Below are 25,562 nucleotides of genomic sequence, written 5' to 3'. Positions count from 1 at the left end.
CAGATCACCCTGCAGTAGTAATGTATCCTGCTTTGTTCAGCTCATCCGAAGCGACCAAATATCCCGGGCCTGCTTAGCAAGCTGCTTCTGACGTTTGGAGATCTGCTCCTCACCCCACTCGGAGTAATGCTCGGCGATGGCCCGGGTTATCCCGAATGTGCTGCCCTCATAGAGACCACGCTTTTCCGTGTAGAGCTTCGAACTGGCATCCTTATTTCGTGATGCCTCCAACAGCGTCAGGTTTCCCAGCCTGAAGACGCACCTCTCGTAGACGTCATCGTCGATTCCCCAGTCCTCGACGGCCGATCTTGGCATGACATGCTCGATGGACATGCTCTCACCAAAGGGATCCACCTCTGTTTGGTGCTTCCTCCGCTCGACAGAGGCCAGCAGATAACGGACGATCTTGTTGTTCCTAGAGGTGTCTTTGAAGGCGACGTTGGAGAAGGTCGTCTCGAAACTTTCATCGTCCGGATAGACCTCCTGCAACCAGCTTAAGGCAAACTGCTTTTCCTTGTGGATCCGCAAGGCAGCATCGTTATAAACCCGATCCTGTTCGTTCGGGTTCAAACCGCCGATCACATTGTAGCGCAAGGAGATGACACTGCAGGCCTCCAGGACCTTGTGGAAGCCAGCCTTGTCCAGGGATTCGTGAGCGGACATCAGCAAGGGCAGATGCTGGCGCACTTGGAACATGCGCAACTCCTCCAGGTGGTATTGTATAGGCCGGTCGGCCTTCCAGAGCTCATCTTCCGGGTTGCGTAAAGCCATGAACAGATCGGCCGTGCGGCGCAGGTCCCGAAGCAACGCAAAGGCTTCGCCCTTGTGCCGGATGTGTTTCCGAATGACCTTGAACAGCTCGTTCTTGCGCACATTTTTCCGACGGCTATTCCAGTAGACCCGCAGGAATTCCTCGAAGCGCTGATCGCCGAGCGTGCTCATCACTTGCGCCCACAGCTCTTCAATCTCCCGCAACTCGGATGTATGACTGCCTTCGGTGTCCACCACGGAGAACAAGTAATTCTTCAGCAGGTCTGCAGCGGAGAGCTGCACACCCCGTGCGTTCAGCGTCTCGAACACCTTGAAGGCGTTCAAGTCGTCCCCCACTGTAATCACCGTGAACACGAGCTTGTCCACGATGGTATCCACCAGTCCGGCCAAGGCCTCACCAGTGGTGTACTCCCTACGCAACCGATCATGGAACCAATTGAAGCACTGGCGCATCAACTTTTCGGAAGCATTCGTGTTGCGGATCTTCAGCTGGTCCAACGGTACCAAGTAAGTCCTGTAGTAGTCGTCGTTGTTCCGGTTCAAATGGATCTTGTTGGACGCCACAAGGGTAACCGGGTCCAGATAGCCGATGTAGGAGTTCCGCAGCGCCTCCATGCGCCGCTTGTTGCGGTCCGGGTCCACACCGCTTTCAATTAGGCCGTGCAGGCTCTTGAGCACGGCCAAGATCAGGATGCTCAAGGTGGTGAGCCGTTGCTGCCCGTCAATCACTTTGAACACCTTGTTGTTCTCGGTCTGCAACACCAGGTAGCCCATGTAATGCCCGGGCTCGTCACCACGCAACACTGACTGGATGTCCTGCCAGAGGTCATCCCACTGCTCGGAAGTCCAAGAGTAATCACGTTGGAATTTGGGTATCACATAGGTGAGCCCGTTACCGAACAGTTGCCGATAGGTGTTGCTTTTGGTATCCTGAATGCCGGTCATGGTCGTCGTGTATGCAAAGCTACCCTGAGAAGGGAATTTCCTATCCCCCTCTCTCAGCGACCCACCCCACGCCGCCAGCGACTCCAGCCGCGCCTACAGTTCGTTCAGGTGCCTGGGGATTCACTTGCCTTAGAAGTGGCCGGTAATGGTGAGCACATTCGTGGGGAGCAGGGCGGTGAACATCATCGGTGTTGCTCCGGATCATCTCTACATCCGTTCACACCACCCCCACCTTATCCACCTCCTCCATCACCCGCCCCGTCTCCGTCAGCGCCACGATCATGCGCTGGTAGTGGCGGATGTCATCGAAAGTAAGCTGCCGCCCCACGCGGTCCTTCAACCACTTCTGGGCGGGCTGGTAGCCACCGATGTAGAAGCTCCAGGCCACCTCGGGCACGTCGGCGAAGTACTGCTGGTCGTTGATCCATACACGGCCCAGGCCCTTGCCGGTGGCCTCGAAGCCGGGGCTCTTCGCCGTCATCTTGCGGCTCACCGTGTTGTCGCCCGCGGCGGGGTACTTGGTAATGAACTGCTCCACCGCCGGATCTTCCAGCAGGTGCAGTTGCCTCAGGCGGGCGCCCAGCTTCACCAAGGCGCGGAACTTCTTGGCATCCGTGGGGAAGGGAATGCGCGGGAAGTCGCTCTTGAGGAACTCCTTGTACTTGGCGCGGTAGGCCGAATCGTACAGCACGGCTACCAAACAGCGATATTAATAGGTCAGCAACAGCCTATCAGCAACTAACTCTGTTTCGAGCGTACTGCCCTCCAATTGAAACCGCCGGAGCATAGACCGACCACAATTGACAAAGATCTCGCGAGCAAACAAGCCTTCTGGAATGTCCAGGGCACACATTACGCTGCCCGACTTCTTGTTCCCATCAATGCTCAGAGCAACTCGGGCACCCCTTGAACGTGCCTCTTCAATACACTGCAATAATTCAGCAAGTCGGAAGGTTTGTGCCCCGTAGAGAATAGTCTGGCTATGTGAGTAAGGCGGGTCACAATAGATAAAGTCTCCCTCGCGGGCATCGGCAAAGGCTTCTCTGTAGTCCCGATGAATGAACTGGACATTCCTCATTCTGTCACCCCATTCCTCAACACGTGCTCGGAAGGCCTTTGGGGTGATCGGAGCGTGAGCGCCGCATGGTGTGGACATAAAGCCATCGCGTTTTCGAAACCGGACTACTCCCCCATAACACGTCCTCGAAAGGAAAAGAAGATCCGCGCCGTTCGGATTCTCGTTGTAGGACCGAAGGACTTGCGCATAAGCCTCCTCCTTACCAACCTGTTCAATCAGATTGTACCGATTAGCGTACCACTGCACTAATTGTCTGGGCTGCTCGGATAGCGCAGTCCAAATCTGAATCAGTGGCGCGAACGCATCCGAACCGACGCCGTGGTCTGGCGCTACAGTAGCCATAATTGCGCCGCTCCCAAGGAATGGCTCAACGAACCGTTCAAAGTCACTGGGGAAGTAGTTCGCGATCTCGCGCGCAAACTTCTGCTTGTTCCCAATCCACTTCAACAACTGCGTTCGTGGTGGCGCATACAACCCCACCTCCGTTCCCATCATCAACTGCATGAGGACAAACATACCCTCTACGCGACCTGACTCCGCCATATCCCGAAATGGGATATCAACAATCGTGCGTCTACTTTGCCCCTGTGAGTCAATCAACTGTCAAACGCGATTACAGAGCCCTTGCCCAAGTAGTGCGACAGAGCCGCGAGGTGGCAGGGTTAACCCAAGAGGAGCTTGCCGAGAAACTTGGCAAACCTCAATCATTCGTGAGCAAGGTGGAGAACGGGGACAGAAGCTTGGACGTACCTGAGCTGCGCGCGATTGCCCACGCAACGGGTTTAACGCTTGTGGAAATAGTTACTCAGTACGAAGCTCTTCTCAATGCGCGCAAATGAACGCTTCCGGCATCAAGGCCTAGACTTCTGGGCGGCGGTCAAATTGGTTAGCCAAGAGGTTGGCTATACCATGAAGAAGACCAAGACCATTCGCGTCCCAACCATAGATGAAATCGTTGGGGTGTTGGAAAAGCGGGGTCTGCGTAAGGACAAGGTGGTGTCTAGGCACGGGATCATGGCACAGGGTCAGCTTCTCTTGGATTACTTCCAACATCGGGCCGATGTGCTGAACAATCAAGTGCAGCACAGCCTGATGAGATTGGAAGAGGCACAAGCCTTGTATGCCGATTTGCGAGCCATGCATAGTCCAACATGGCCCGTTCCGATGAACAAGCAGAAGGGCGAGAAAAAGCAACCCCTTATCCTCACCGGAATGGTGAACGCACTCCTTGAGGCGCACCTACAAGGCAAACCTTGCGCCCACAACCCAGGAGAGCTAATCACCTTCGTTAGTGACGGCCATGTGCATAGGACCTTATCCCGCCGAGTAGACGGTGCTTTTCCGGGTACTACGGAACCAATCGCCATGTGGGAAATCAAGGAGTACTACTACACCAAGACTTTCGGGAGCCGGGTGGCAGATGGTGTCTACGAGAGCTTGCTTGATGGGCTTGAATTGCGTGAGGTGCGCGAATCATTGAACCGGTCCGTTGACCACGTGCTCGTGGTAGACGACCACTTCACTTGGTGGATAAAGGGCAAGTCTTACCTGTGCCGTATCATAGACATGCTTCATATGGGCGTCGTATCCGAAGCGATATTCGGTCGCGAAGTGGTTGAGCGCATTCCGGTCCTTGCGAATGAGTGGGCTAATAATGAAGCCCTGCATACTAGACCCGACTACTAGTCAAAGCGCAGTGGTGCGGCCAGTTTGTGCGTGCATTGCGTGAGCGATTATTCTATGACGTTTGCAAGGGGTGTTCGTATCTCGTAGGGTACTCCCTTCCGGATCACTGCACAGACACGGTGGATGAGCTTGTTGCGCATGGCGTTGAAGACGAGCATCTTGTGTTTGCCCTCAGCCACTTTGCGGTCATAGTAAGCGCGGAACTCACCGGGGAACCGGATGAGCCCGACCACCGAGACATGCAGCAGGGCCTTGAGCGTGTGGTTGGCATTGTGCGATACGCGGGTGCGCCCTCTGATGCTGGTGCCCGACCTGTTCTCGAAGGGTGCGCATCCGGCATGGCAAGCTAGCTGTCGCGGTGAGGTGAACCGCGTGAAGCCGTCGGTGAGGGCCAGCAGATGTGAGCCCAGGATGAGCCCAACGCCTTCCACAGACCTCAGCAGCTCGAAGCGCTTGCTCAACTCGGGCTCCGCGTTGATGGTGTCTTCGATCATGCCTTCCAGTTCCTTGATCACCTTGTCCAGCGCTTTGATCTGTGCCTTGTCGAACCGGGTGAACGGCCCGCGCAGGTCTTTGTCCATGAGCTTGTTCATGTCCTTGATCTGCCGCTGGTGCATGGTCTTGCGCATCACGTAGTTCTGGCGCTTGCTCAAGAGCTGCTTGAGCTTGTTCATCTTCAGCTGGTCAGCCGTGAACAACCGTGACTTGTCCTGGAAGCGACGGGCGTAGTCGGCGATCCTGAGCGCATCTACCCGGTCGCTCTTCCCCCGGGTCATGCCAATGCTCTGCTTGATGTCGTTGGGATGAGCAAGCCAGGTGGGGATCTCCAATTCCACCAACACTTCCAGCAGCGCATGGCCGTAGTAGCCCGTGGGCTCCAGGCACACCAGGTATTCTCCTTTGACCAGTGTGAACTCCTTGGTCCATCGGCGCAGTAGCGCCTTCACGCTCCTGGTGGTGTTCTCCACCTTGATCTCTGCGGCCAGTGTCCCGCGTTCATCCAACAAGGCCACATCCAAGGTCGCCTTGCTCACGTCGATCCCGATCCAGTGCTTCATGTTCGTTTACTTTTGGGTGACACACGATCCCCTGGGGGAGCGCTGAGCATCGGGTCCTGAACTTGACAACTCTAGTAGGCCGTGAGCCTCACATTCTATCCAAGCCTCAGACCTGAGGGACCGCAGGTACCGATAATCGCTATAGGTCATCACACCTTCGCAGCGGACTGGTTCACCTGTGATCCTGCTCAGCCTCCTTCGGAGGAATTGTTCACTTCGAAGATGCTTCATCTTCCAAGCGTCCAAGTGTAGAGTTGGAGCGGGTACCCCGCAGCGCCGAAGGAGCGAGGAGTAAGAGCGGAAAGCGCGACCCGAGGCTTTTGCGAGGGGCACGCCCAACCTTGCTCAGGATGTCATCCACCGCGCGCACGATGAAGCGCACCACGGCATCGGGGGTGTACCACACGCCGCGGCTCTTGCGCAGCTTGGGGTCGTATTGCGCGAGGAAGTCCTCGTAGAAGTGCATGAAGGCATCCTCGCGGCCGCTGCCCTTGCCGAAGCCGCTGAGCAATCTGGCGATGTCGGTGGCGCGGAAGATGTCGGCCAGCGCATCCACGATCCACACGATGCGGTCGTCCAGGTCGGGCCCGCTGATGCTGTGGAAGAGCTTGCGCAGGAAGGGGTTGCTCTTGGGGATGAGCACGGCCGCCTCCATCCGGTTGAAGCTGTCCAGGCTGGGGTCGTGCAGCCGCGCGGCGAACATGCCGTAGGCGATGGTCTGCGCGTAGAGGTCGGCGAAGGCCTTGGGCGTGATGTCGTGGATGAGGATGTGCTTGAAGGCTTCGAGCTGGTCCTTCAGGTCGGTGTTGGCGCGGCTCTCCTCGTCGCTGGTCACGGCCTTCTCGATCACATCGGCCAGCAGGCGGGCCTTGCCGGCCATCATGCCCGCGAGCTTCTTGGGGCTGGTGATGGTCTGCCCCTGCCACGCCACGAAGTCGGCGATGAGCGCGGTGAAGGGGTCGAAGGCCGCAGGCAGGGGCTTCACCTTGCCGCCGCTCACCTCCCCGATGCGCACGGTGCTGGTGGGCTCACCGTTGCGGTAGAAGCGGAACTCGAGGTAGTCGGTGATGATGAGGTTGTCCAATGAGCCCCGGTAGCGGTCGAACTGCTCCTTGAGGCTCTTGCTGTCCATGTCCACCCCGATGTCCTTGGCCTCGATGTAGCCGACGGGGATGTCCTTCTTGGTCAGGATGTAGTCCGGTGCGCCGCAGGCGATGCGCTGGGGTTCGTTGGTGACCGTGATGCCTGAGCAGAGGGAGGACAGCAGCTGTTGGAGGTCGCCCCGATAGCTGTGCTCGGTGGCGCGGCCGCTGGCGTGGAGCTTGGCGAGGGCGGAGAGGTAGTCGGGGATGGTCACGGGTTCAAGCTAATGGGAAAAAATGCACGATTGAAGGGACTGGGAATCAGGCACTGTCGCTCGCTGCGCACATCTCCCTGTTCAAAAGGAGCGGGCCAGGTTCTGGGATGCCGAATAGCCGGAGCCAATACCTTCGACTTGGAAACCGAAGAAGGCCACGACATTGAGGCTGCTAACCTCGACACCTGGTTGGCGAATGAGACCAGCAGGCGCCTGCCGTGACCGACTTCCCGTATCGCGACGTTGAGGCCTTCACCCTCGATGCTCGGCTGGTTCATGAGGCCAGTGAGCACCCGTCCGTCGCCCAACTGAAGGGACCGTTGCCGCGGTCCCTTCGACCATTTCTGGTGTCGGGCTTTACAAAGGTGGAACCCGCTGAAGCCCGCTACAAGGATCGCCTTCGGCTTTGTTTCCGAAGTTGTTCACACGCTCCGGTTCCTTGCGGTGGCAGGGGTTTGAAGAACTTGCCGACGGTGCAAGTATTTTCTATCCACGATCGATCAACAATGCACGGACCGCCCAACTCATGGACCTACCCGTGTGTCCTCCTGCAGCTTATCCAAAGACTCGGGAGGTCGAACCGCGGTGCGCACGTGCTCTTGGCAGCAGTTCCCGGCTATTCAGGAACGACTTCTACCTGTCATGAGTTCCACGGTGTGAGCAGTGGTTCACCTGCACTTCCGCCCGTCGACCTACGATCACGCCTCCGCACCCGGCCGCAGCCAGAACGGCCCCGACATCAATCCCAACATCCCCGCGATCGTCCACCAGCCCCACAGCGCGTGTGGCTTCTCCGGGTCGTGGAAGAAGTGGTTGAGCAGGTCGGAGAGCAGTTGTTGGAGAAGGCGCACGAAAGGTGGTCAAGGACTGGGGCCCCAGGTGGCCGGAGGCCCTGGGTGGGTTGGTCTGCAGGCCCGAGGGAAAGGCTCAAGCATCAAGGTTCAAGGCACAAGCGTCAAGGCTCAAGCATCAAGGCACAAGCCTCAAGGCTCAAGCATCAAGCCTCAAGGCACAAGGCACTAGGTGGCGCAGCCAAAAGGCCTGGGGCCTGTATACCTCCATGCCACTCCGCCTCCGGCGGCCGGAACAAGGCTCAAGGCTAAAGGCACTAGGTGGCGCAGCCAAGCGGCCTGGGGCCTGTGGCCTGAATACCTCCAACCCACTCCGCCTGCGGCGGCCCCCCTGCCCTAGCTGACCACCACCACCACGTGGTGCCCCACGAGTTGGGCCTGCACATGGGCCGGGGGCACGGGCTGCCAGTGGCCGGTGGGGCGGGTGCGGCGGCCGGTGCGGGGGCAACGGCGGGGGGCGCGGAGGTACACGGCCACTTTGTCCAGCAGGCGCATGCAGGGGGTGATGGGCACCACCAGGGCCACCTGCACGCCGGCGGCATCGGGGGTGCCCTGCTGGCGCAGCAGCTGGTGGCGCACGGCGTTGGGCAGCGGGAAGGCCTGGAAGCGGTCGCCGCCATCGGTGCGCAGGCGGTGGGGGGCCAGCACGCGGCGCTGAACGTCCTGGGCCCAGTCGCGGGCGCGCCCGACCAGCTCACGGGCCTCCTGGGGTTGGCGCAGGGCCAGCCGGTCGGCCTGGGCGCGCACGGCCTGCACATGGCCGCGCAGCAGCGCGCGCACGGCGCGCACCAGGCGGCGGGGCGGGCACAGGCGCCCGGCGCAGGGGCCGGCGGTGTACACCGGGCGGCCGTCCACCATCACCAGCAGCAGGCTGTCGGCCGGCGGGCGCCGCCGGCAGGGCAGTTCCAGACCGATGTGGCCGGGGCTCTCCACGCCAACCGAAAACCTAAGGGCGCCGATGAGCCGAGGGTGCGGGGGCCGGGCCCCACTTTTCCACAGCGATCGTCCAATTCGCCTTCCTTCCTATTCCATATGGAATACGCCAGTGGCCCATGCAACCCGTCCGGGCGCCCCCCTTCACCGGTGCCCGGCGCACGCCCCCGGGCAGGCCATGCACCTGGGCGGGATGGGCGCGGACCGGCGCGTGCACGCGGCGCATCGGCCCGGTAGGATCCCGGATCAGCGCAGGAACATCGGCCACACGCGCAGGTGGATCGGGCACACGGGCGTGATGAGGGCCGACCTGCGGAGGAACGCGGTTCACCTGCCCGTGATGATCGGGAACATGCGCATGATGATCGGGAACATGCGCGTGATGACCGGGGACCTGCGCGTGATGCCGGCGGACATGCCCGTGAAAAGAGTTTTCCTGCGCATGTTCTCTCCAACCACGGACCTTATCGGGATCATCACGCCCGTGTTTGTGTTAAAACGGAGGGGTGCACGAAAATTTTTTCGCCTAGGCGGTAGCGGGGTCGGCGAGGTTTTCAACAGCGGTCGCGATCCGTGCCGGGGTACAGGCCCGTTGAAACCCCCGGCCAGCCGGATCAGCCCCCGGGCGGATGGGCCGAGGCCGAAGGAAACCGGAAGCTCTTGAAGTCGGACGGAACACGAACACACGCCATACCATGAAACTGATCAAGGCAGGTACCACGGGATTGAACGCGGAGGCGCTGATCGCCAAGGCGGAATATGTGGAGGGCATGCTCTCGGGCAACGCCCACTTCCCCACCCCGAACCCCTCGATCGCCACGGTGACCGCGGCGCGTGAAGCCCTGGTGGCAGCCGTGGCGCAGGCCGAGAGCCGTGCGATCGCGGACATTGCCGTGCGCAATGCGCTGACCAACGTGCTGCGCGAGCACCTGGTGAACCTGGCGCGCTACGTGAACAACGTGGCCGGCGGGGATGTGGAGAAGGCGCTGAGCAGCGGCTTTGAGCTGGCCAAACGGCCCGAACCCAGCACCAAGCTGGAGGCGCCGATGGGGCTGGAAGTGCGCCTGAGCGACTTTGAGGGGTGCCTCAACCTGAACTGGAAGCCGGTGGAGGATGCGCGGATGTACCAGGTGTACATCTGCGACACCGACCCGAGCGACCCGCAGGCCTGGAGCGTGGTGGCCGTGAGCAGCCGCACCCGTACGCGGATCACGGACCTCACCCCGGGCAAGTTCTACTCGTTCCGCGTGACGGCCCTGGGCCGCGTGGGCGAGGGCCCGGCGAGCGAAGTGAGCGGCCGCCGCGCCGCCTGAGCGCCACCCTTCTTCGCCTGTTGGACATGGCCCCTGGGGATCCCCGGGGGCTTTGTCGTTTGGGGCGGTCGTTCAACGCTGCCGGCGGTCGCTGACCGCGCCTACCGCAATTGGGGTATTGCCCCGCCCTGACCGCGCCTTCACCTTCGCAGCCCGACACAGTGACACGCGGCGCATGCGCACAGGACCAGAAGGAACAAGCAGGAAGGTGGTGAAGGGCGGACGCCTGACGGGCGCGCTGGCCTTCGTGATCGTGCTGCTCTTCATGCCCATCGGCCACGCGCTGATGGTGTTGAACGAAGCGGTGCTGGGGGCCTCCAAGCTGGTGGGAGCGGGCACCTTGGGCGGGCTCGGCGCCCTGCTGCTGCTGCTGGGCGTACGTCTGAACCGGAACGCGCTGAGCGCCACCCTGCTCGGCCTGGTCGCGGGCATCCTGGTCTGGACCGGCTGGGTGGAGTTCTCCTTCGTATGGATCGCGGAAAAGCACGGCGTGGCCCCCCTGATGGATGGCGATGAGGTGGCCACCCGGCCGGAGTATCTCGTGATGGTGTCCTCCCTCGGCCTCCTGGGGTGCATGCTGCTCTTCTTCCTGTTCACCACCACGCGCTGCACCCTCTTCCTGTGGTTCCAGCGCCTGCTGCGGGTGAACCGGCCGGCCGGTGCGCGCAGCGGGTCCGGCGCAGGACGACCGGTGGCGCTGGTCACCTTCATCGAGACGGTGATGATCATCTGGACCTTCTACCTGCTGCTCTTGCTGGCGTACGACCCGGGCCTGGCCGGCGATCGGCATCCCCTCACCTGGCTGGTGGCCTTCGGCTCGCTGGCGTGGTCGGCCTGGCTGATCGCGCGCCTGCTCCGCATCCACGCGTTCGACCACGCGGTGCGCTATGCCGTGCCCACGGTGGTGATCTTCTGGAACTTCGTGGAGGTGGCCGGCCGCTGGGGCCTCTTCAAGGAGATCTGGGTGCATCCGCTGGAGCATTGGGTGGAGAACAGCCTCATCGCGCTGGCCCTCCTGCTGTTCATGGGCCGGTACGTGCTGGACCATGCGCGCGGCCGGCGGCTGCGGCCCACCGGACCCGCAGGGCCGGCGTGACGATCTCGCCCTGATCCGGACGGGTACAGGACGCGTACAAGCCCCCTCCTGAGCAGCGAACGCTCGCTGCTCCGCACAAGGAGGGGTACGGGGTGGTTTCCGCTTTCATGAAGAATACGGCGTGACTGAGTTGGCACCTCCCCCAACCCCTCCTTGCACGGCGCGTGGAGCGATCCACGCGCAGGAGGGGGGTTCATGGCGTGCGGGTAGAGTCGCGATGACGACGTGGAAAGGGAGATCGCTTCGCCCGCAAAGCCGGTCTCGCGATGACGTGTCTGGAAGAGCGCGGAGCATTTCCCAACCGTCATCGTGAGCAGCCCGAAGGGATGCGTGGCGATCTCCCTGGCCAGTGATCAGTTCTCTACCGGGGAGATCGCTTCGCCCGCAGAGCCGGGCTCGCGAAGACGACGTGGAAGGGGAGATCGCTTCGCCCGCAGAGCCGGTCTCGCGATGACGTGTCTGGAAGAGCGCGGAGCATTTCCCAACCGTCATCGTGAGCAGCCCGAAGGGATGCGTGGCGATCTCCCTGGCCAGTGATCAGTTCTCTACCGGGGAGATCGCTTCGGCGCCAAAACCCGCCTCGCGATGACGTTGAAGGGAGTGGAGATCGCTCCGGCATCGGAGTTGCGCCGTCGATGACGCCCCGGGGGCCCGTGCGTCCTCAGCGCGCCTCCCACTCCGCCCAGCTGGTGGCCGTCTCCTGCAGGCGGGCCGCCGCCAACACCACCCCGGACGGCATCTGCGGTGCCAGCTCCTCCACGATGGCCAGGAGGATGTTCTCGCAGGTGGGCTGGACCGGTGTGAAGATCACCCGGCCGAACAGCGGGGCATCGGTGCGCACCGCCTCGCGCTCGCTCTCATGCAGAAAGAGCGCGTGGTCGTAGCGGTCCACGATGGGCTTCACCAGGCGCTTCAGGTCGGCGAAATCGATCACCATGCCGTCCTTGGGGTGGCCGGGAGTGTGGGCGGGGGTGCCGGCGATGGTGATGTCGAGCACATAGCTATGGCCGTGGATGTTCGCGCACTGGCCATCGTGGCAGCGCAGCGCATGGGCCATCTCGAAGGTGAAGCGCTTGGTGACGCGCACGACATGGTGGATGCTCATGGGTTCCGGACGAAGGATGCCCGTTGGGGCCCGCGAAGATCGCAAGCGGTCGCGGTCCGCCGTTCCTTCGCACCGCGATGCGGCGCCTCCTGCTCCTCCTTTCCCTCGGTCCGTTCGGCCTCGCGGCCTCGGCCCAGCGCGTCACCAGCCCGAATGCCAACCTCTGGTTCTCGCACTGGGGCGACCACCGGCTGGCCGCGCGGTGGAGCGTGCACACCGAGGGCCACTGGCGCCGGGCCGGGTTGGGCGAGCACGCGCAGCAACTGCTGCTGCGGCCTGCGGTCAACTTCCACCTCCACGACCAGGTGCTGCTCACCCAGGGCTACAGCTATTACGAGAACTACAGCTACGGCACCTTCCCTATCCGCTTCGCCAACCACGAGCACCACCTCTACCAGCAGGTGCAGCTCACCCAGCCCATCGGCCGCGTGGGCCTGCAGCACCGCTTCCGCATGGAAGAGCGCTTCATCGCCCGCATGGTGCCGTCGCCGGATGACCCGAACGCGGCCGCGTTCGACCGGTATGTGTACCAGAGCCGCTTCCGCTACCGCGTATGGGTGACCGTGCCGCTGAACCGCCCCACCGCAGAGCCCGGCACCTTCACCGCCAACCTGTACGATGAGGTGTTCCTGAACTTCGGCGACAGCGAGCGGCTGGACCTGATCCAGCAGAACCGCATCTCGCTGCTGCTCGGCTACCAGGTGAACAGGCCGGTGAGCGTGCTGCTGGGCTACCTGTACCAGACCATCCAACGGCCGGGCGCGGCCGGCGGTGCGGACCTCATCGAGCTGAACAGCACGCTGCACCTGGCCGTGGTGTGCAACCTGGACCTGCGGAAGGTGAAGCGCGCCCCGCAGGCATCCACCTATTCCTCTTCCCCGCTGTTCTTCAAAGCGGAGAGCAGGCTGTAGGCGCCCTTCACCACCACCGGCCGTTCACGGAGCACGGCGGAAGGGTCCACCAGCTCGAAATAGCCGTACTCCTGGGCGCCGGTCGTCACCGGCATCATGGTAAAGCTGCCATCGGTATTTGCGATGAACACGGCCTGCCCATCACCGCTGCGCACCACGGCCCCCTCGGGCACGCACCACACGGTATCGGTCCGGCTCTCCAGCGTGGCGCTCATGGCCATGCCGGGGACCAGGTCCTTCGGCGTCCTTGTGAAGTGGCAGTGGACGACCGCGCTGCGATCGGCATCGAGGCTGCGGCCCACCAGGATCACCTCGGCCTCGTACTCATCGTTGGGGTGGGCGGTGGGGCGCGCATGCACTTCCTGACCGATCCGCACGTTGGGAAGATCCTTCTCGAAGACGGTCAGCGCGAGGTGGATGTCCTTGGGGTCCACCAGCTCGAACAGCACGTCCGTTGGTTGCACGTAGCGGCCGATGTTCACGTTCACGCTGCTCACCCACCCATGAATGGGCGAACGCAGGGCCACGCTGCGCGAGATGCTCTCCGCAGTGAGCGCTGACGGGTCCACACCGATCAGCCGCAGCTGTTCCGCCAGCGAGCGCAGGGTGACCTGTTGTGTGTTCAGTTCGGCGGTCACCTCTTGGAACACCTTGTCGCTCGTCGTCTTGGTGGCGTTCAGCGCCTTCTGTCGCTCGAAGTCCTGCCGCAGCAGCTTCACCCGGCCTTCTGTCACGAGGTAGTCCTGCTGCAGTTGGATGAAACGCGGGTCCTCCAGGATGGCCAGCGTCCGGCCTTTGTGGACCTCCATGCCGGGGAGCAGGTCGGTGCTGCGCAGGTAGCCACCGAGCGGTGCGCTCACGCTCACGAGGTTCTGGGGCGGAACGTCCACCACGCCCTGCACGGGCATCAGCACGCCCAGCGAGCGGCGTTCGGCCTTGCCGGTCACGATGCCGGCGTTCTTCAGCTGTTCCGGTGTGAGGGTGACGTTGGTCACCGAAGCAGGTGCGGCGGTGGGGTCCGCAGGTGGTTCGGTCGTCGTGCAGGACGTAAATGCCATCAGGATGGCGATGGTGCCGATGAAGGGCACCTGTACGATCGACCCACCGGGTCGACCGATGATCGGTCCAGACGGAGTCGTGATGGGTCGACCCGGCGAAATTGAAATGTGTTGACGCATGATCTGCGGGTGCTTAGAATTCGTTGAAGGCGTTGAGCTCGATGCTGGCGCGGCCGAGGGCCTGCAGGGCATTGAGGTATTCCATGGACAGGTTGATGGACTGGCCGGTGAGCAGGCTCCATTCGATGCGGTCGATCTGGCCGTTGCAGTAGGCCTCCTCGGCGGACCGACGCAGGTGTTCGGCCTCCTCCGTTGCACCCTGTTCCAGGGTCTCCACGCGGGCCATCTGCGCCGTGTAGCGTTGGCGGGCTTGCTGCAGCTGGGTGCGGATCTCCTGCGTGAGCGCCTCGGTCTCGCTGTTCGCCCGGTCCACGCCGATCCGCGCCGACTTGTTGCGGGCGCTCTGGGCACCGAAGAAGAGCGGCACGCCGATCCCCGCACGCACCATGGTGAAGCGATCGCCGCTGCCGTAGATCAACGCGCCATCGGGTACCGAAGGCGACTGGTTGAGCGTCATCGAGGCCACGCCCAGGGTCAGGTCCGGGAGCAGGATGGACCGCTCCATCCTCCAGCGCGCATCGGCGGCGGCGGCCTGTTCGTTCGCAGCACGCACCAGCGGATGGTCCAGCACGGCGGAGTCACCCGGGATCATCGTGGCCACAAGCTTCAGGGGCATGGCTTCGGGACGCAGGTCGGCCTTGGTGTTCAGCAGTTGGGCCAGCCGCGTCCGGGTCTGTTCCAGTTCAGCGTTCACCTGCTGCGACCGGGCACGCATCAACATGGCCTGGGTGCGGGCCGTGGCGCGCATCATGGTATTGCTGGAACCCAGGTCGAAACGCTGTTCCTCGCCCGCGGTGGCCGCCGTGTAGATGCTGTCGGCCTCGCGCAGCAGCCTGACCTGTTCACTGAGCACGAGCACCTCGTGGTAGGCCTGCCTCACCTGGATGCGCACCTCACGCTCGCGGAGCGCCTGTTCCCAGCGGACACCGGCGGCGGTGTGCTTCAGCATCTTCCGCCGCTGGGTATAGACCGTGGGGAAGGCGAGGCTCTGCGAAAGGCCGATGCGGTCGTCGTTCACGTTGGTGTTGATCTGACCGTACTCGAAGTCGACGTTGGTGCGGGGCAGGTCCCAGGCGGTGCCGATCAACTCGTCCTCCGCCTCGCTGCGCAACGCGGCGCCCTTCAGGTAGAGGTTGTTGCGCATGGCGCTGTCCACCGCCTGTTCCAAGGTGATGGGCTGCACGGTCGATTGCGCGTGGGTGGACATGGGTGCACCGACCCACGCGAGGATGATCATCGCCGCAGCCGCAGCCTTCCCCTTGGAGGTGCCGTTCCTTCGTTCGCGGAAGGTCAGCATGTAGAGCGAAGGCAGCACGAAGAGCGTGAGGAAGGTGGCGGTGATGAGGCCCCCGATGACCACGGTGGCCAGCGGGCGTTGCACCTCCGCACCGGCGCCGTTGCTCAGGGCCATGGGCAGGAAGCCGAGCGAGGCCACGCTCGCGGTCATGAGCACGGGGCGCAGGCGATTGGCCGTGCCGGTGCGGATGCGCTCCCGGATGTCGGTCATGCCTTCCTTCCGCAGGTGCTCGAACTCGCTGATGAGCACGATGCCGTTGAGCACCGCCACCCCGAAGAGTGCGATGAAGCCCACGCCCGCTGAGATGCTGAACGGCATGCCACGTCCGGCCAAGGCGAACACGCCACCGATCGCGGATAGCGGTACGGCGCTGAACACCAGCAGGCTCAGCTTCAGGCTGCCGAAGGCGAAGTAGAGCAGCAGCAGGATCAGCAGCAGCGCCAGCGGTACCACCACGCTCAGCCGTTGCTTCGCCTCCACCAGGTTCTCGAAGGCTCCGCCGTAGGTGGTGTAATAGCCGACGGGCAACTTCAACCGGGCATCCACCTTGCCCTGCAGCTCTTCCACGATCGATTGCACATCGCGGCCGCGCACGTTGAAGCCGACGGTGATCCGGCGCTTGGCATCCTCGCGTTGCACCTGGTTGGGACCGTCCTCGATCCGCACATGGGCGAGCAGGGAGAGCGGCACGGGCTTGCCCATGGGCGTGGGCACCAATAGGCGTTGCACATCGCTCAGGTCCGACCGGCTTTGCGAACGGGCGCGCACCACCAGGTCGAAGCGGCGTTCGCCTTCGAACACTTGTCCGGCCACGCTTCCCGCGAAGGCCGTACGCACCACATCGTTCACCGCTTCCACGTCCAGCCCGAAACGGGCCAGCGCGGCACGGTCGTGGGTCACGATGATCTGCGGCAGCCCGCCCACGCTTTCCACGTAGAGGTCCTTGGCGCCCTCCACGCTGCTCACCAGTTCACCCAGCTTGTGGGCATACGCCGCGAGCGTATCAAGGTCCTCGCCGTAGATCTTGCACACCACGTCCTGGCGTGCGCCGGTCATCAGTTCATTGAAGCGCATCTGCACAGGGTATTGGAATCCGAAGGTGACACCGGGCAACACGCTCAGGGTGCTTCCCATCTTCTCGGCCAGTTCATCGAAGGTCTTCGCGCTGGTCCAGTCCTTCTTGGGTTTCAGGATCACCATCATGTCCGCCGCTTCGATGGGCATGGGATCGGTGGGGATCTCGCCGCTGCCGATCTTGGCCACCACCTTCTCCACTTCGGGATACTGTGCCTTCAGCATGCCCGCCGCCTTCTGGCAGGTCTCCACGGTGTTGGTAAGCGAGCTGCCGGTGAGCAGGCGCGTGTCGATCGCGAAGTCGCCCTCCTCCAGCTCGGGGATGAACTCACCCCCCATGGAGGCCATGATGCCCCCGGCCACCACCAGCAGCACCACGGCAGCCACCACCAGCCGCAAGGGCTTCCCGATCGCCTTGTTGAGCCAGGTTCGGTAGGCGTGCCCGAGGCGCTCCATCATGCGGTCGGTCCACGTGGCGGGCGGGTCCAGCTTCTTGCTGAGGAAGAGCGCGCTCATCATCGGCACGTAGGTCAGCGAGAGGATCGCAGCGCCCAGCACGGCGAAGGCCACGGTCTGCGCCATGGGCTTGAACATCTTGCCTTCGATGCCCGACAAGGAGAGGATGGGCAGGTACACGATGAGGATGATCACCTGCCCGAACATCGCCGAGTTCATCATGCGGCTTGCCGAACCGCGCACCACCTCATCCATCCGCTGCTGATCGAGCCTGCCCGTTCCCAAGCCATGCCCGTGGCCATGGAGCCGGTGCAGTACGGCCTCGACAATGATCACCGCGCCGTCCACGATCAGCCCGAAGTCCAGTGCGCCCAGGCTCATCAGGTTGCCGCTCACACCGAACAGGTTCATCAGGATGATGGCGAAGAGCATGGCCAGCGGGATCACGGAGGCCACCACCAGGCCCGCCCGCAGGTTGGCCAGGAAGAAGACCAGGATCAACACCACGATCAGCGCGCCTTCCATCAGGTTCGTCTCCACCGTGTGGATGGCGTTGTTCACCATCTTGGTGCGGTCCAGGAAGGGCTCGATCATCACACCTTCAGGCAGTGTCTTTTCGATCTGCGCGATCCGCTCCTTCACCTTCTTGATGACCTCGCTGGAGTTGGCCCCCTTCAGCATCATCACCACCGCACCGGCCGCTTCGCCTTCGTTGTTGTAGACCATCGCACCGTAGCGGGTGGCTGTGCCCAGGCGCACTTCGGCCACATCGTGCAGCAGCACCGGGGTGTGATCGGGCAGCACCTTCACCTGGATGGTGCGGATGGCCTCCATATCCTCCAGCAGGCCTTCCGTCCGGATGAAGAGCATGGATGGACCGGTCTCGATATACGCCCCGCCGGTGTTGGCGTTGTTGCGGGCCACGGCATCGAACACATCCGCGATGGTGATGCCCATGGCACCGAGCCGCTCAGGGTCCACGGCGATCTCGACCTGCTTCAGCTTGCCGCCGAAACTGCTCACGTCGGCGACCCCTTCGGTGCCGATGAGCTGACGCCGCACGATCCAGTCCTGGATGGTGCGCAGTTCGGTGGCGTCGTATCGGCCTTCGTAGCCGGGCTTGGGCCTTACCACGTACTGGAAGATCTCGCCCAGTCCGCTCGATACCGGCCCGAGCTCCGGTCTCCCCAAGCCCTCGGGGATGGCGAGCTGGGTGAGGCGCTCGGTGACCTGCTGACGGGCCCAGTACACATCCGTGGCGTCGTCGAACACGATGGTGACGAGCGACAAGCCGAAGCGGCTGAAGCTGCGCTGTTCGATGATGCCCGGCACGTTGCGCGTGGCCTGCTCGATGGGGAAGGTGATGAGGCGTTCGATGTCCCCGGCACCCAGCGCGGGGCTCACGGTGATCACCTGCACCTGGTTGTTGGTGATGTCCGGCACGGCGTCGATCGGCAACTGGGTGACGTTGTAGGCGCCATAGCCGATGAGGCCGAGGACGAGAAGTCCCACGATGAGCTTCTGCCTGATGGAGAATGCGATGATGCGGTCCAGCATGGGGATGCGGATATGTGTGGAAGGCACCGGTGCACCGCATGTGGCGGTTCATCGGTCCGGCCGGACCAGCAGGAACAGGAAGGTGCGGCCTGGGATCAGGCCACCGGGCGGGGAGGCCTCAACAGCCCACCCACATGGCCGCGCATGGGCGCCATCGGCCCGGACAGCGGCTGGTCACGGTCCGCCATGGACAGCGGAAAGCTCACCAACGCCACCGCCTCGGAGGTGATGACCTTGGTGGTGCACTGGTCGGCCATCATGCCGTGATGATGGTGGTGATACGGTAGTGAGCCGTGCTCGCCGCGATCGCTCTCCTCGTGGCCATCACCGGCGTAATGCTTCACCAGGTAACCGGCGAACGTGAGGCCCTGCTCCTGCTGAAGGTGGTCGGCAAAGTGGAGGAAGAGCATGGGCAACCGACCCAGCTCCGGGCTCAACAGATGCGCCTGGAGCCAGAGAACGAGGGCGATGCGGAGCCAGGGGGACATGCGTGGCAAAGGTAGGTGCGCGGAACTTGGCGCACCGCTGACCACCATCAGTTCATGGGTCCACTGCAGAGCATGTGGCTCGTGGGCATGGCGATGGGCGGTGCGGCCGATCGTGCGCGTCCGCCGGAGGTCCGGACGTTGCTCATGGAACGACGACGCGCGCCGTGGACCGGTGCGCACCATCATCGACCACGAACAGATAGACACCCGCCCCAAGGCCGTTGAACGATACGCCGTTCGCGCCTCGTGCGGTCCCAAGGTGCCGCCCCTGCATGTCGAACACCTGCACCGTCGATGTTCCGGATGCCCCTTGCGGCAGGTCCTCCACGTGGACCGTGTTTAGATCCACAACGAAGCGCGCCCCGGATCCGGCCGTGGCCGGATCCTCCATGGTCACCATTCCGCTGGCCGTGTTCCAGTTGAGCCTGGTCACGAACCCATCCTGTGATCCGCCGATCGATGACTGATGCGAAGGATTGGTGGCCACGTTGGTCTCTGAGAACGTGGACCCTCCCACGATGATGCTGACGTCCGAACCACTGGTACGCAGGCTCACCGCCGCGCCCTGGTCGGTCTGGTCGCCGCCGATGTACCCCAACCAGAGCTTCGCCCCGCTGCTGGAATAGGCGCCCACGAAGGCATCCTGCGAACCGTTCCACGTAGGGTCCCACGAACCGGACGTGCCCAGCGATCCACCTGCACCGCCGGTGATGATCGCGGTGCCATCGCTGGTGCCCACCACATCATTGACAAGGTCGTCGACCGCGGTATAGTAACTGCCGACGTAGGTGGCCCATTGGCGTGTGCCGCTGATCGAGAAGGAGGCCAGATAGCCATCGCCCACGCTGCCGCCGATGTATCCCGGAGTGGATTGAGCCACGCCGGACGTTCCCAGCCCGGTGGTGGATGTGGTGCGCCCCACAAGCGCGATGCGGTCCAAGGCGAGGAACGCCGCACTGGTCCCGGTCTCTGCGCCCGGACCGCCGAAATAGGTGCACCACTGCATCTGGCCGGAGACGCTCAATCGCGCCAGGAAGGCATCGGACGAGCCTCCCAAGGCGGTGTCCCACGCACCGGTGGTGGCCACCCCCGCAGGTGACGATGTCGTGCCCGAAACGATGATCGACGTGCTTCCCAGGAACGTACGCACATTCACTCCCAAGGCCTCATCGCTCTGGGTGCCGCCGATGTACGTGCTCCATATCCGCCCGCCGGCATCGTCGAAGCGGGCCACGAAGGCATCCGTTCCGCCGCCGAAGGTGATGTCGCCCGTGGTGGCCATCCCGCTGGCGTTATCGGTGCTTCCGACCACGGTGCTCACGCCGCTTCCGTTCAAGGAGATGTCATGGATCAGATCGTACGCGGGGCCACCATAGTAGGTGCACCATTGCAACGCACCGGAGCTGCTGAAGCGGGCGATGAACCCGTCCACCGTTCCGCCGAGGGCGGGTTGAAAGGTGCCTGCGGTGCCCAGGCCCGAGTTCTTCGTGTACCCGGCGATCGCCACGCTGGTGGAGTTCGCCGAGCAGGTGACCGCACGACAGGGCTTCCCGCCATCATTGCCGAAATAGGTGGCCCACTGGCGGATGCCGTTCGCATTGAACTTCACGAGCATCGCTCCGGGGAAACCCGAAAAGAACTGGTCGAACGCACCGGTGGTGGCGATGTTGTTGGGCGAATAAGTCTCGCCCGTAGCGTAGACGTTGCCCGATGGGTCGTTCGCCACACCAGCGACATTGTCCGATTGGCTTCCGCCGTAGAAGGTGCTCCAGCTCACCACGGGTACGGGATCGATCACCAATGTCCCTGGCCGATCATCCGCACGAACGAATCCGAACGAGCCATCCTCATGGACCCGGTATCGCACATCCGCGCGGGTCTTCCGGCCGTTCTCCTCGGTCCAGCTCACCGGCAGCACCTCCCGCATCCGTCCTTCCTCCCACGCGAACACCAGCGCACCGTCGGTGTCCAGGGACAGTCCCGCACCGTCAACCTTGAAGCGCACATCGCTCAACCGGCCTCCGGGATGCACGATGACCTCGTACTTGAACCGATCATCCTCCAGCATGCAGCGCACATCGACACCCGGCCAGGGAGCGGTGTAGGTCACCGTGGAGCAGTGGCGGACATCGGTCGCGCCTCCCTCACCGATGGCTTCCGAGTAGAAGTTCAAATACTCCTCGCTCACGCCACCGGGCTCCAGGACGACATGAGGATCACTGTTCACGAAGCGCAGGTCGATGCGATGAAAGCGGAAGGTCCGTCCGGAGCTCTCATCCAACGGCTCTGGATCCGTGGTCGTTCGATCCTCCACCGTGTAGGTATCATAGGTGATCCCATCACGCTGAAGCCGCACGTTGAGGCCGGGCCGCGCGAGCATGTACTGCACCTGGGGCACAGGTTCCAGGTCCTGATCGCGCACTTGGCCATGGTTGGCCATGAACCCCTCATGCTGCCCGTCGGCCTGTGGGACGGTGAGAAGGAGGAACATGACAAGGGAAGATGCCTGCGCAGCTGAACGGTCCATGGGGTGCTGGGTTCTGGGCCACGAAAGTGTGGTGCGGCGACCGTGCGCACCGGTCCATCCGAGCGAGCGGATGTCCTGTTGAGGGAACGGCTTCGCTGGCTGTTGTCCGCACTCCCATCCGTTCACGACCGCTGCGGTACACATGCCTCGGACGGGGGTAGAACGGTCCGCCATCCGGGTCGGTGCCGCCTGGCGGCGCTCATCCCGGCGCGGGGAACGATGCGGGCCCTGCGTCGTGCACCTAGGCCTCCGGGAACGGGGAAGCCCCGGCCTTCCGACCGGGGCTTCTCATGCGTTCAAGGACCGCTCAGAGCAAGGTGGTCGGGCACACGTACTCCGTCACCTTCACGCCGGCCTTCTTGATGCCGTTGAAGCCGGTCTCCACGTCCACGAAGTCGTCCCACCCGCGCTGCTTCAGGATGCTGGCGGCGATCATGCTCCGGTAGCCGCCGGCGCAGTGCAGGATGAAGGGCTTGTCTTTCGGGAACTCGGCGAGGTGCTCGTTGATCCGGTTGAGCGGCACGTTGATGGCGCCTTCCACGTGCTCGCTGTCATACTCGCTCTTCTTGCGCACGTCGAACACGAGCGGCTTGGTGATCTGGCGCTTGGCGAACTCCCCGGCACTGATGCGCGACACCGTGTCCACCTCCTTGCCCGCGGCCTTCCAAGCGTCGAACCCGCCGGCGAGATAGCCGATGGTGTGGTCGTAGCCCACCCGGCTGAGGCGGATGATGCTCTCCTCCTCCTTGCCCGGCTCGGTGACCAGGAGGATCGCCTGCTTGATGTCCGGGATCATCTCACCCACCCACATGGCGAAGTTGCTGTCCAGCCCGATGTTGATGCTGTTGGGGACAAAGCCCTTCGCGAACTCGGCCGCTGGACGCGTATCCAGCACCAACGGGCGCTCCTCATTGGCCACGACCTCGAAGTCGTGCACGCTTAGCGCACGCTTGCCGCGCTCCATCACGGTGTCCAGGCTCTCATAGCCCTGGATGTTCATGAGCACGTTCTTGGGGAAGTAGCCCGGCGGCGGCGTCAGGCCGGTGAGCAGCGCCTTCTTGAACTCGTCCTTGGTGAGCGCCGGGTTGAGCGCATAGTTGGTCCGCTTCTGGTTGCCCAGGGTATCCGTGGTCTCCTTGCTCATCATCTTGCCGCACGCACTGCCGGCCCCGTGGTTGGGGTACACGATCAGGTCATCGCTCAACGGCATGATCTTGTTGCGCAGCGAGTCGTAGAGGTGCCCCGCGAGCTTGTCCTCCGTGAGGTCCGCGATCACATGCTGGGCCAGGTCGGGGCGTCCCACATCGCCGATGAAGAGCGTGTCGCCGGTGATGATGCCGTGCTCCCTGCCGCTCTCATCGATCACCAGGTAGGTGGTGCTCTCCATGGTATGGCCGGGCGTGTGGATCGCCTTCACCTTCGCCCTGCCCACCTGGAACACCTCGCCGTCCGTGGCCACATGCGCCGCAAAGCCCGGCTTGGCGGTGGGGCCGTACACGATGGTGGCGCCCGTCTTCTTCGCCAGGTCGAGGTGTCCGCTCACGAAGTCGGCGTGGAAGTGCGTCTCGAACACGTACTTGATCTTCGCCTTGTCCGCCGTGGCGCGGTCGATGTAGGGTTGTACTTCGCGGAGCGGGTCGAAGATGGCCGCCTCGCCATTGCTCTCCAGGTAGTACGCTGCGTGGGCGATGCACCCGGTATAGATCTGTTTGATGGTCATGGTGCGGGATCGTTGGGCCACCCGGGATGGGATGGTGATGCAAAGCTGCGGCCGGCCCGGGCCCGGTTCCAGTGACAATGGTCACCCTCCCGCACTACCTTTTGCCCATGCTCGCCGACCGCCTGCTCCGCCACGTGATGGACCTCAGCCTGGACGGGGTGACGCTGCCGCCCGGCGTGGGGGTGCTCGACCCCTTCAACGGCCCGAACGCTGATGAGGTGCGCCGCATCGTCACCGCCTTCCACATCAAGTACTACAGCGACGACCGGCCGCGCACGCTCATGCTCGGCATCAACCCCGGCCGACTGGGCGCCGGCAGCACGGGCCTGTCCTTCACCGACACCAAGCGCTGCGAAAGCGACCTGGGCATCCCCGTGCACGGCCTGCGCACGCACGAGCCAAGCAGCGACTTCTTCTACCGCATGATCCGTGCGGCGGGCGGGGCCGAAGCCTTCACCGGCCGGGTCTACGTGCATGCCATCTGCCCGCTGGGCTTCGTGACGGACGGTCCCAACGGCACGGCCATCAACCTGAACTACTACGACGACAAGGCGCTGGAAAAGGCCGTGACCCCCTTCGTGAAGAACTGGCTGCGCACGCTGGTGGGCTGCGGCATGCGCACCGACACCGTCCTCTGCATCGGCACCGGCAGGAACGCGACCTACTTCAGCAAGCTGAACGAACGCCTGGGCCTCTTCGACCGCATCATCGCGCTGGAGCACCCGCGCTATGTGATGCAGTACAAGGCGCGGAGCATCGAGGTCTATGTCGACAAGTACCTGAAGGCCCTGGCCGAGGTGGGGTGAGCGGCCTCACCGGATGTCCTTCACCACCTTCCCGTTCTTGATGATCACCGTGAGGTTGCGCTCCGGATCGGCCAGCAGCTCCAGGTCGCGCAGGGGGTCGCCGTTCACCAGCAGCAGGTCGGCCCAGGCGCCGGGTTCGATCACGCCCAGCCTGCCGGGATAGGGATCGCGCGCACCGGAGAGCTTCATCAGTTCGCCGTTGTCGGCCGTGGCCATCTTCAGCACCTCGAAGGGCGTGTACCAGCGGGTCATCTTCACCAGCTGCGCCCCCTGGTGCGTCGCACCGCCAGGGCTGTGCATCACATCGGTGCCCCAGGCGGTCCGCACCTTGTACTGCTTCGCCAGGGCATAGGCGCGGTCGGTGCCCTCGGCCACCATCAGCTGCTTCTTCCGCGATTCGCCGGTCTTGGGGTTGGCATGCTCGTCGTCCAGGAAGGGCTGCAGGCTCCACCACACCCCTTTGGCGGCCATCAGCTTCACCACCTCCTCGTCGGCCAGCTGCCCGTGCTCGATGCACTTCACCCCGTTCTCCACCGCAAAGCGGATGGCCCGCGGCGTGTAGGCATGCACGGTGACATAGGTGCCCCAGTTCTCCGCCGCCTCCACCGCCACGCGGAACTCCTCCGGGGTGTATTGGGTCACGTCCAACGGGTCGTACAGCGAGGACACGCCGCCACCGGCCATCAGCTTGATCTGCGAAGCCCCCAGCGCCAGCTGCTCACGAACGCGTTGGCGCACCGCATCGGGCCCATCCGCGATCATGGCGATGCCCTCCTTCTCGATGAGCGCGGGCGACGAGCCACAGCCGTCCACGATCTCGTGCGGCATGCGGAAGTCGCCATGCCCCCCGGTCTGCGAGATCATGGCGCCACTGGGATAGATGCGCGGCCCCTTCAGCAGGCCCTGGTCCACGGCCATCTTCAGTCCCATCGTGGGGCCGCCCACATCGCGCACGGTGGTGAAGCCGCGCATCAGCGTGGCCTCGGCCTCCCTGCCGCTCACATGGTGCACGTACGAAGAGGGCGCCGTCATGGCCGCCACCATGGGGATGGCCGCCAGGGTGAGGTGCACGTGCGCATCGATCAGCCCCGGCATCAGCGTGCGGCCGCCGCCATCAAGCACGACCATGCCCTGCGTGGGGTTGGGTCCGGAACCCACCTGTGCGATCTTCCCGTCCACCACCAGGACGGCGCCCGCCTTCAGCTCCGGCGAGGTGCCGGTGAAGATGCGGACGTTGGTGATGAGCAGGCTGTCCTGGGCGCGGAGGCACAGGGGAGCGAGGAGCAGGCAGCAGATCGGGACCAACGGACGCATGTGTCGCATCATCAGGGGAACGGCATGGAAGCCGGACGGAA

20 protein-coding genes are annotated in these 25,562 nt (G+C 63.4%); 6 read left to right on the top strand and 14 right to left on the bottom strand.

The window, feature by feature from the left end; all coding sequences use genetic code 11:
* Positions 1-36: 36 nt before the first annotated feature.
* The 3 genes from IPM49_15570 to IPM49_15560 all read right to left on the bottom strand — a co-directional run bounded on the left by IPM49_15570 (position 37) and on the right by IPM49_15560 (position 3,298).
* The gene (locus IPM49_15570; protein ID MBK9275941.1) at positions 37-1,716 is read right to left on the bottom strand and encodes a DUF262 domain-containing protein; all 1,680 of its coding nucleotides are present in this window, start codon (positions 1,714-1,716) and stop codon (positions 37-39) included.
* Positions 1,717-1,933: 217 nt separating this feature from the next.
* On the bottom strand, positions 1,934-2,416 hold the full coding sequence (locus tag IPM49_15565) for a hypothetical protein (protein ID MBK9275940.1): 483 nt from the start codon (positions 2,414-2,416) through the stop codon (positions 1,934-1,936).
* A 9-nt stretch (positions 2,417-2,425) separates the two neighbouring features.
* Entirely contained in the window at positions 2,426-3,298 is an 873-nt protein-coding gene (locus IPM49_15560) for a Dam family site-specific DNA-(adenine-N6)-methyltransferase (protein ID MBK9275939.1), read from the bottom strand.
* Positions 3,299-3,345: 47 nt separating this feature from the next.
* On the opposite strand from IPM49_15560, the gene IPM49_15555 reads away from it, so the two are divergent.
* Together IPM49_15555 and IPM49_15550 are read left to right on the top strand one after the other, a co-directional pair.
* A complete protein-coding gene (locus IPM49_15555; GenBank protein ID MBK9275938.1) occupies positions 3,346-3,633 on the top strand; it encodes a helix-turn-helix transcriptional regulator in 288 nt (95 codons plus the stop codon).
* Positions 3,620-4,480 carry a hypothetical protein gene (locus tag IPM49_15550; GenBank protein ID MBK9275937.1) on the top strand — a complete coding sequence of 287 codons (861 nt, stop codon included), beginning with the start codon at positions 3,620-3,622 and terminating at the stop codon, positions 4,478-4,480. Before IPM49_15555 ends, IPM49_15550 begins: the two co-directional genes overlap by 14 nt.
* Before the next feature lie 47 nt (positions 4,481-4,527).
* Here IPM49_15550 and IPM49_15545 read toward each other — a convergent pair whose 3' ends face one another.
* From IPM49_15545 to IPM49_15530, 4 genes are all read right to left on the bottom strand, one after another.
* Positions 4,528-5,538: an IS110 family transposase gene (locus IPM49_15545; protein ID MBK9275936.1), complete on the bottom strand. Its 1,011-nt coding sequence runs from the start codon at positions 5,536-5,538 to the stop codon at positions 4,528-4,530.
* 211 nt (positions 5,539-5,749) lie between these two features.
* Positions 5,750-6,895 carry an SAM-dependent DNA methyltransferase gene (locus IPM49_15540; protein ID MBK9275935.1) on the bottom strand — a complete coding sequence of 382 codons (1,146 nt, stop codon included), beginning with the start codon at positions 6,893-6,895 and terminating at the stop codon, positions 5,750-5,752.
* A gap of 698 nt (positions 6,896-7,593) precedes the next feature.
* A complete protein-coding gene (locus tag IPM49_15535; GenBank protein ID MBK9275934.1) occupies positions 7,594-7,746 on the bottom strand; it encodes a hypothetical protein in 153 nt (50 codons plus the stop codon).
* A 336-nt stretch (positions 7,747-8,082) separates the two neighbouring features.
* Positions 8,083-8,679 (bottom strand): hypothetical protein, encoded by a 597-nt coding sequence (locus tag IPM49_15530; protein ID MBK9275933.1) that lies wholly within the window; start codon positions 8,677-8,679, stop codon positions 8,083-8,085.
* Between the two features lie 695 nt (positions 8,680-9,374).
* Here IPM49_15530 and IPM49_15525 point away from each other — a divergent pair.
* Both IPM49_15525 and IPM49_15520 read left to right on the top strand, forming a co-directional pair.
* Positions 9,375-9,992: a fibronectin type III domain-containing protein gene (locus IPM49_15525; protein MBK9275932.1), complete on the top strand. Its 618-nt coding sequence runs from the start codon at positions 9,375-9,377 to the stop codon at positions 9,990-9,992.
* A 175-nt stretch (positions 9,993-10,167) separates the two neighbouring features.
* On the top strand, positions 10,168-11,088 hold the full coding sequence (locus tag IPM49_15520) for a hypothetical protein (GenBank protein ID MBK9275931.1): 921 nt from the start codon (positions 10,168-10,170) through the stop codon (positions 11,086-11,088).
* Between the two features lie 661 nt (positions 11,089-11,749).
* On the opposite strand, the gene IPM49_15515 is transcribed toward IPM49_15520, so the two are convergent.
* Positions 11,750-12,193 (bottom strand): 6-carboxytetrahydropterin synthase, encoded by a 444-nt coding sequence (locus tag IPM49_15515; GenBank protein MBK9275930.1) that lies wholly within the window; start codon positions 12,191-12,193, stop codon positions 11,750-11,752.
* A gap of 77 nt (positions 12,194-12,270) precedes the next feature.
* Between IPM49_15515 and IPM49_15510 the strand changes: the two genes are divergently transcribed.
* The gene (locus IPM49_15510) at positions 12,271-13,104 is read left to right on the top strand and encodes a DUF2490 domain-containing protein (protein MBK9275929.1); all 834 of its coding nucleotides are present in this window, start codon (positions 12,271-12,273) and stop codon (positions 13,102-13,104) included.
* Here IPM49_15510 and IPM49_15505 read toward each other — a convergent pair.
* From IPM49_15505 to IPM49_15485, 5 genes are all read right to left on the bottom strand, one after another.
* On the bottom strand, positions 13,059-14,282 hold the full coding sequence (locus tag IPM49_15505) for an efflux RND transporter periplasmic adaptor subunit (protein MBK9275928.1): 1,224 nt from the start codon (positions 14,280-14,282) through the stop codon (positions 13,059-13,061). The genes IPM49_15510 and IPM49_15505 overlap by 46 nt on opposite strands.
* 13 nt (positions 14,283-14,295) lie before the next feature.
* Complete coding sequence (locus IPM49_15500; protein MBK9275927.1) at positions 14,296-18,666, bottom strand: CusA/CzcA family heavy metal efflux RND transporter; 4,371 nt, start codon at positions 18,664-18,666, stop codon at positions 14,296-14,298.
* A 95-nt stretch (positions 18,667-18,761) separates the two neighbouring features.
* Positions 18,762-19,154 carry a hypothetical protein gene (locus tag IPM49_15495; GenBank protein MBK9275926.1) on the bottom strand — a complete coding sequence of 131 codons (393 nt, stop codon included), beginning with the start codon at positions 19,152-19,154 and terminating at the stop codon, positions 18,762-18,764.
* A 142-nt stretch (positions 19,155-19,296) separates the two neighbouring features.
* Positions 19,297-21,645: a T9SS type A sorting domain-containing protein gene (locus IPM49_15490; GenBank protein ID MBK9275925.1), complete on the bottom strand. Its 2,349-nt coding sequence runs from the start codon at positions 21,643-21,645 to the stop codon at positions 19,297-19,299.
* Positions 21,646-21,988: 343 nt separating this feature from the next.
* Complete coding sequence (locus IPM49_15485) at positions 21,989-23,401, bottom strand: MBL fold metallo-hydrolase (GenBank protein ID MBK9275924.1); 1,413 nt, start codon at positions 23,399-23,401, stop codon at positions 21,989-21,991.
* A gap of 107 nt (positions 23,402-23,508) precedes the next feature.
* Between IPM49_15485 and IPM49_15480 the strand changes: the two genes are divergently transcribed.
* The gene (locus IPM49_15480) at positions 23,509-24,207 is read left to right on the top strand and encodes a DUF4918 family protein (GenBank protein ID MBK9275923.1); all 699 of its coding nucleotides are present in this window, start codon (positions 23,509-23,511) and stop codon (positions 24,205-24,207) included.
* Between the two features lie 6 nt (positions 24,208-24,213).
* On the opposite strand, the gene IPM49_15475 is transcribed toward IPM49_15480, so the two are convergent.
* Complete coding sequence (locus IPM49_15475; GenBank protein MBK9275922.1) at positions 24,214-25,533, bottom strand: amidohydrolase family protein; 1,320 nt, start codon at positions 25,531-25,533, stop codon at positions 24,214-24,216.
* Between the last annotated feature and the right edge of the window lie 29 nt (positions 25,534-25,562).

The sequence above is a fragment of the Flavobacteriales bacterium genome (assembly GCA_016715895.1).
Taxonomy (GTDB): domain Bacteria; phylum Bacteroidota; class Bacteroidia; order Flavobacteriales_F; family PHOS-HE28; genus PHOS-HE28.
Note: the sequence above shows the minus strand (reverse complement) of the source record. Positions and strands in the feature narration are given on the sequence as shown.

Bases quoted from the DNA above. Each gene is read 5' to 3' on its own strand.
- IPM49_15570 (MBK9275941.1), bottom strand. From the start codon at position 1,716: ATGACCGGCATTCAGGATACCAAAAGCAACACCTATCGGCAACTGTTC.
- IPM49_15560 (MBK9275939.1), bottom strand. From the start codon at position 3,298: ATGCAGTTGATGATGGGAACGGAGGTGGGGTTGTATGCGCCACCACGA.
- IPM49_15555 (MBK9275938.1), top strand. From the start codon at position 3,346: ATGGGATATCAACAATCGTGCGTCTACTTTGCCCCTGTGAGTCAATCA.
- IPM49_15550 (MBK9275937.1), top strand. From the start codon at position 3,620: ATGCGCGCAAATGAACGCTTCCGGCATCAAGGCCTAGACTTCTGGGCG.
- IPM49_15545 (MBK9275936.1), bottom strand. From the start codon at position 5,538: ATGAAGCACTGGATCGGGATCGACGTGAGCAAGGCGACCTTGGATGTG.
- IPM49_15525 (MBK9275932.1), top strand. From the start codon at position 9,375: ATGAAACTGATCAAGGCAGGTACCACGGGATTGAACGCGGAGGCGCTG.
- IPM49_15520 (MBK9275931.1), top strand. From the start codon at position 10,168: ATGCGCACAGGACCAGAAGGAACAAGCAGGAAGGTGGTGAAGGGCGGA.
- IPM49_15515 (MBK9275930.1), bottom strand. From the start codon at position 12,193: ATGAGCATCCACCATGTCGTGCGCGTCACCAAGCGCTTCACCTTCGAG.
- IPM49_15510 (MBK9275929.1), top strand. From the start codon at position 12,271: ATGCGGCGCCTCCTGCTCCTCCTTTCCCTCGGTCCGTTCGGCCTCGCG.
- IPM49_15505 (MBK9275928.1), bottom strand. From the start codon at position 14,282: ATGCGTCAACACATTTCAATTTCGCCGGGTCGACCCATCACGACTCCG.
- IPM49_15500 (MBK9275927.1), bottom strand. From the start codon at position 18,666: ATGCTGGACCGCATCATCGCATTCTCCATCAGGCAGAAGCTCATCGTG.
- IPM49_15495 (MBK9275926.1), bottom strand. From the start codon at position 19,154: ATGTCCCCCTGGCTCCGCATCGCCCTCGTTCTCTGGCTCCAGGCGCAT.
- IPM49_15490 (MBK9275925.1), bottom strand. From the start codon at position 21,645: ATGTTCCTCCTTCTCACCGTCCCACAGGCCGACGGGCAGCATGAGGGG.
- IPM49_15485 (MBK9275924.1), bottom strand. From the start codon at position 23,401: ATGACCATCAAACAGATCTATACCGGGTGCATCGCCCACGCAGCGTAC.
- IPM49_15480 (MBK9275923.1), top strand. From the start codon at position 23,509: ATGCTCGCCGACCGCCTGCTCCGCCACGTGATGGACCTCAGCCTGGAC.
- IPM49_15475 (MBK9275922.1), bottom strand. From the start codon at position 25,533: ATGATGCGACACATGCGTCCGTTGGTCCCGATCTGCTGCCTGCTCCTC.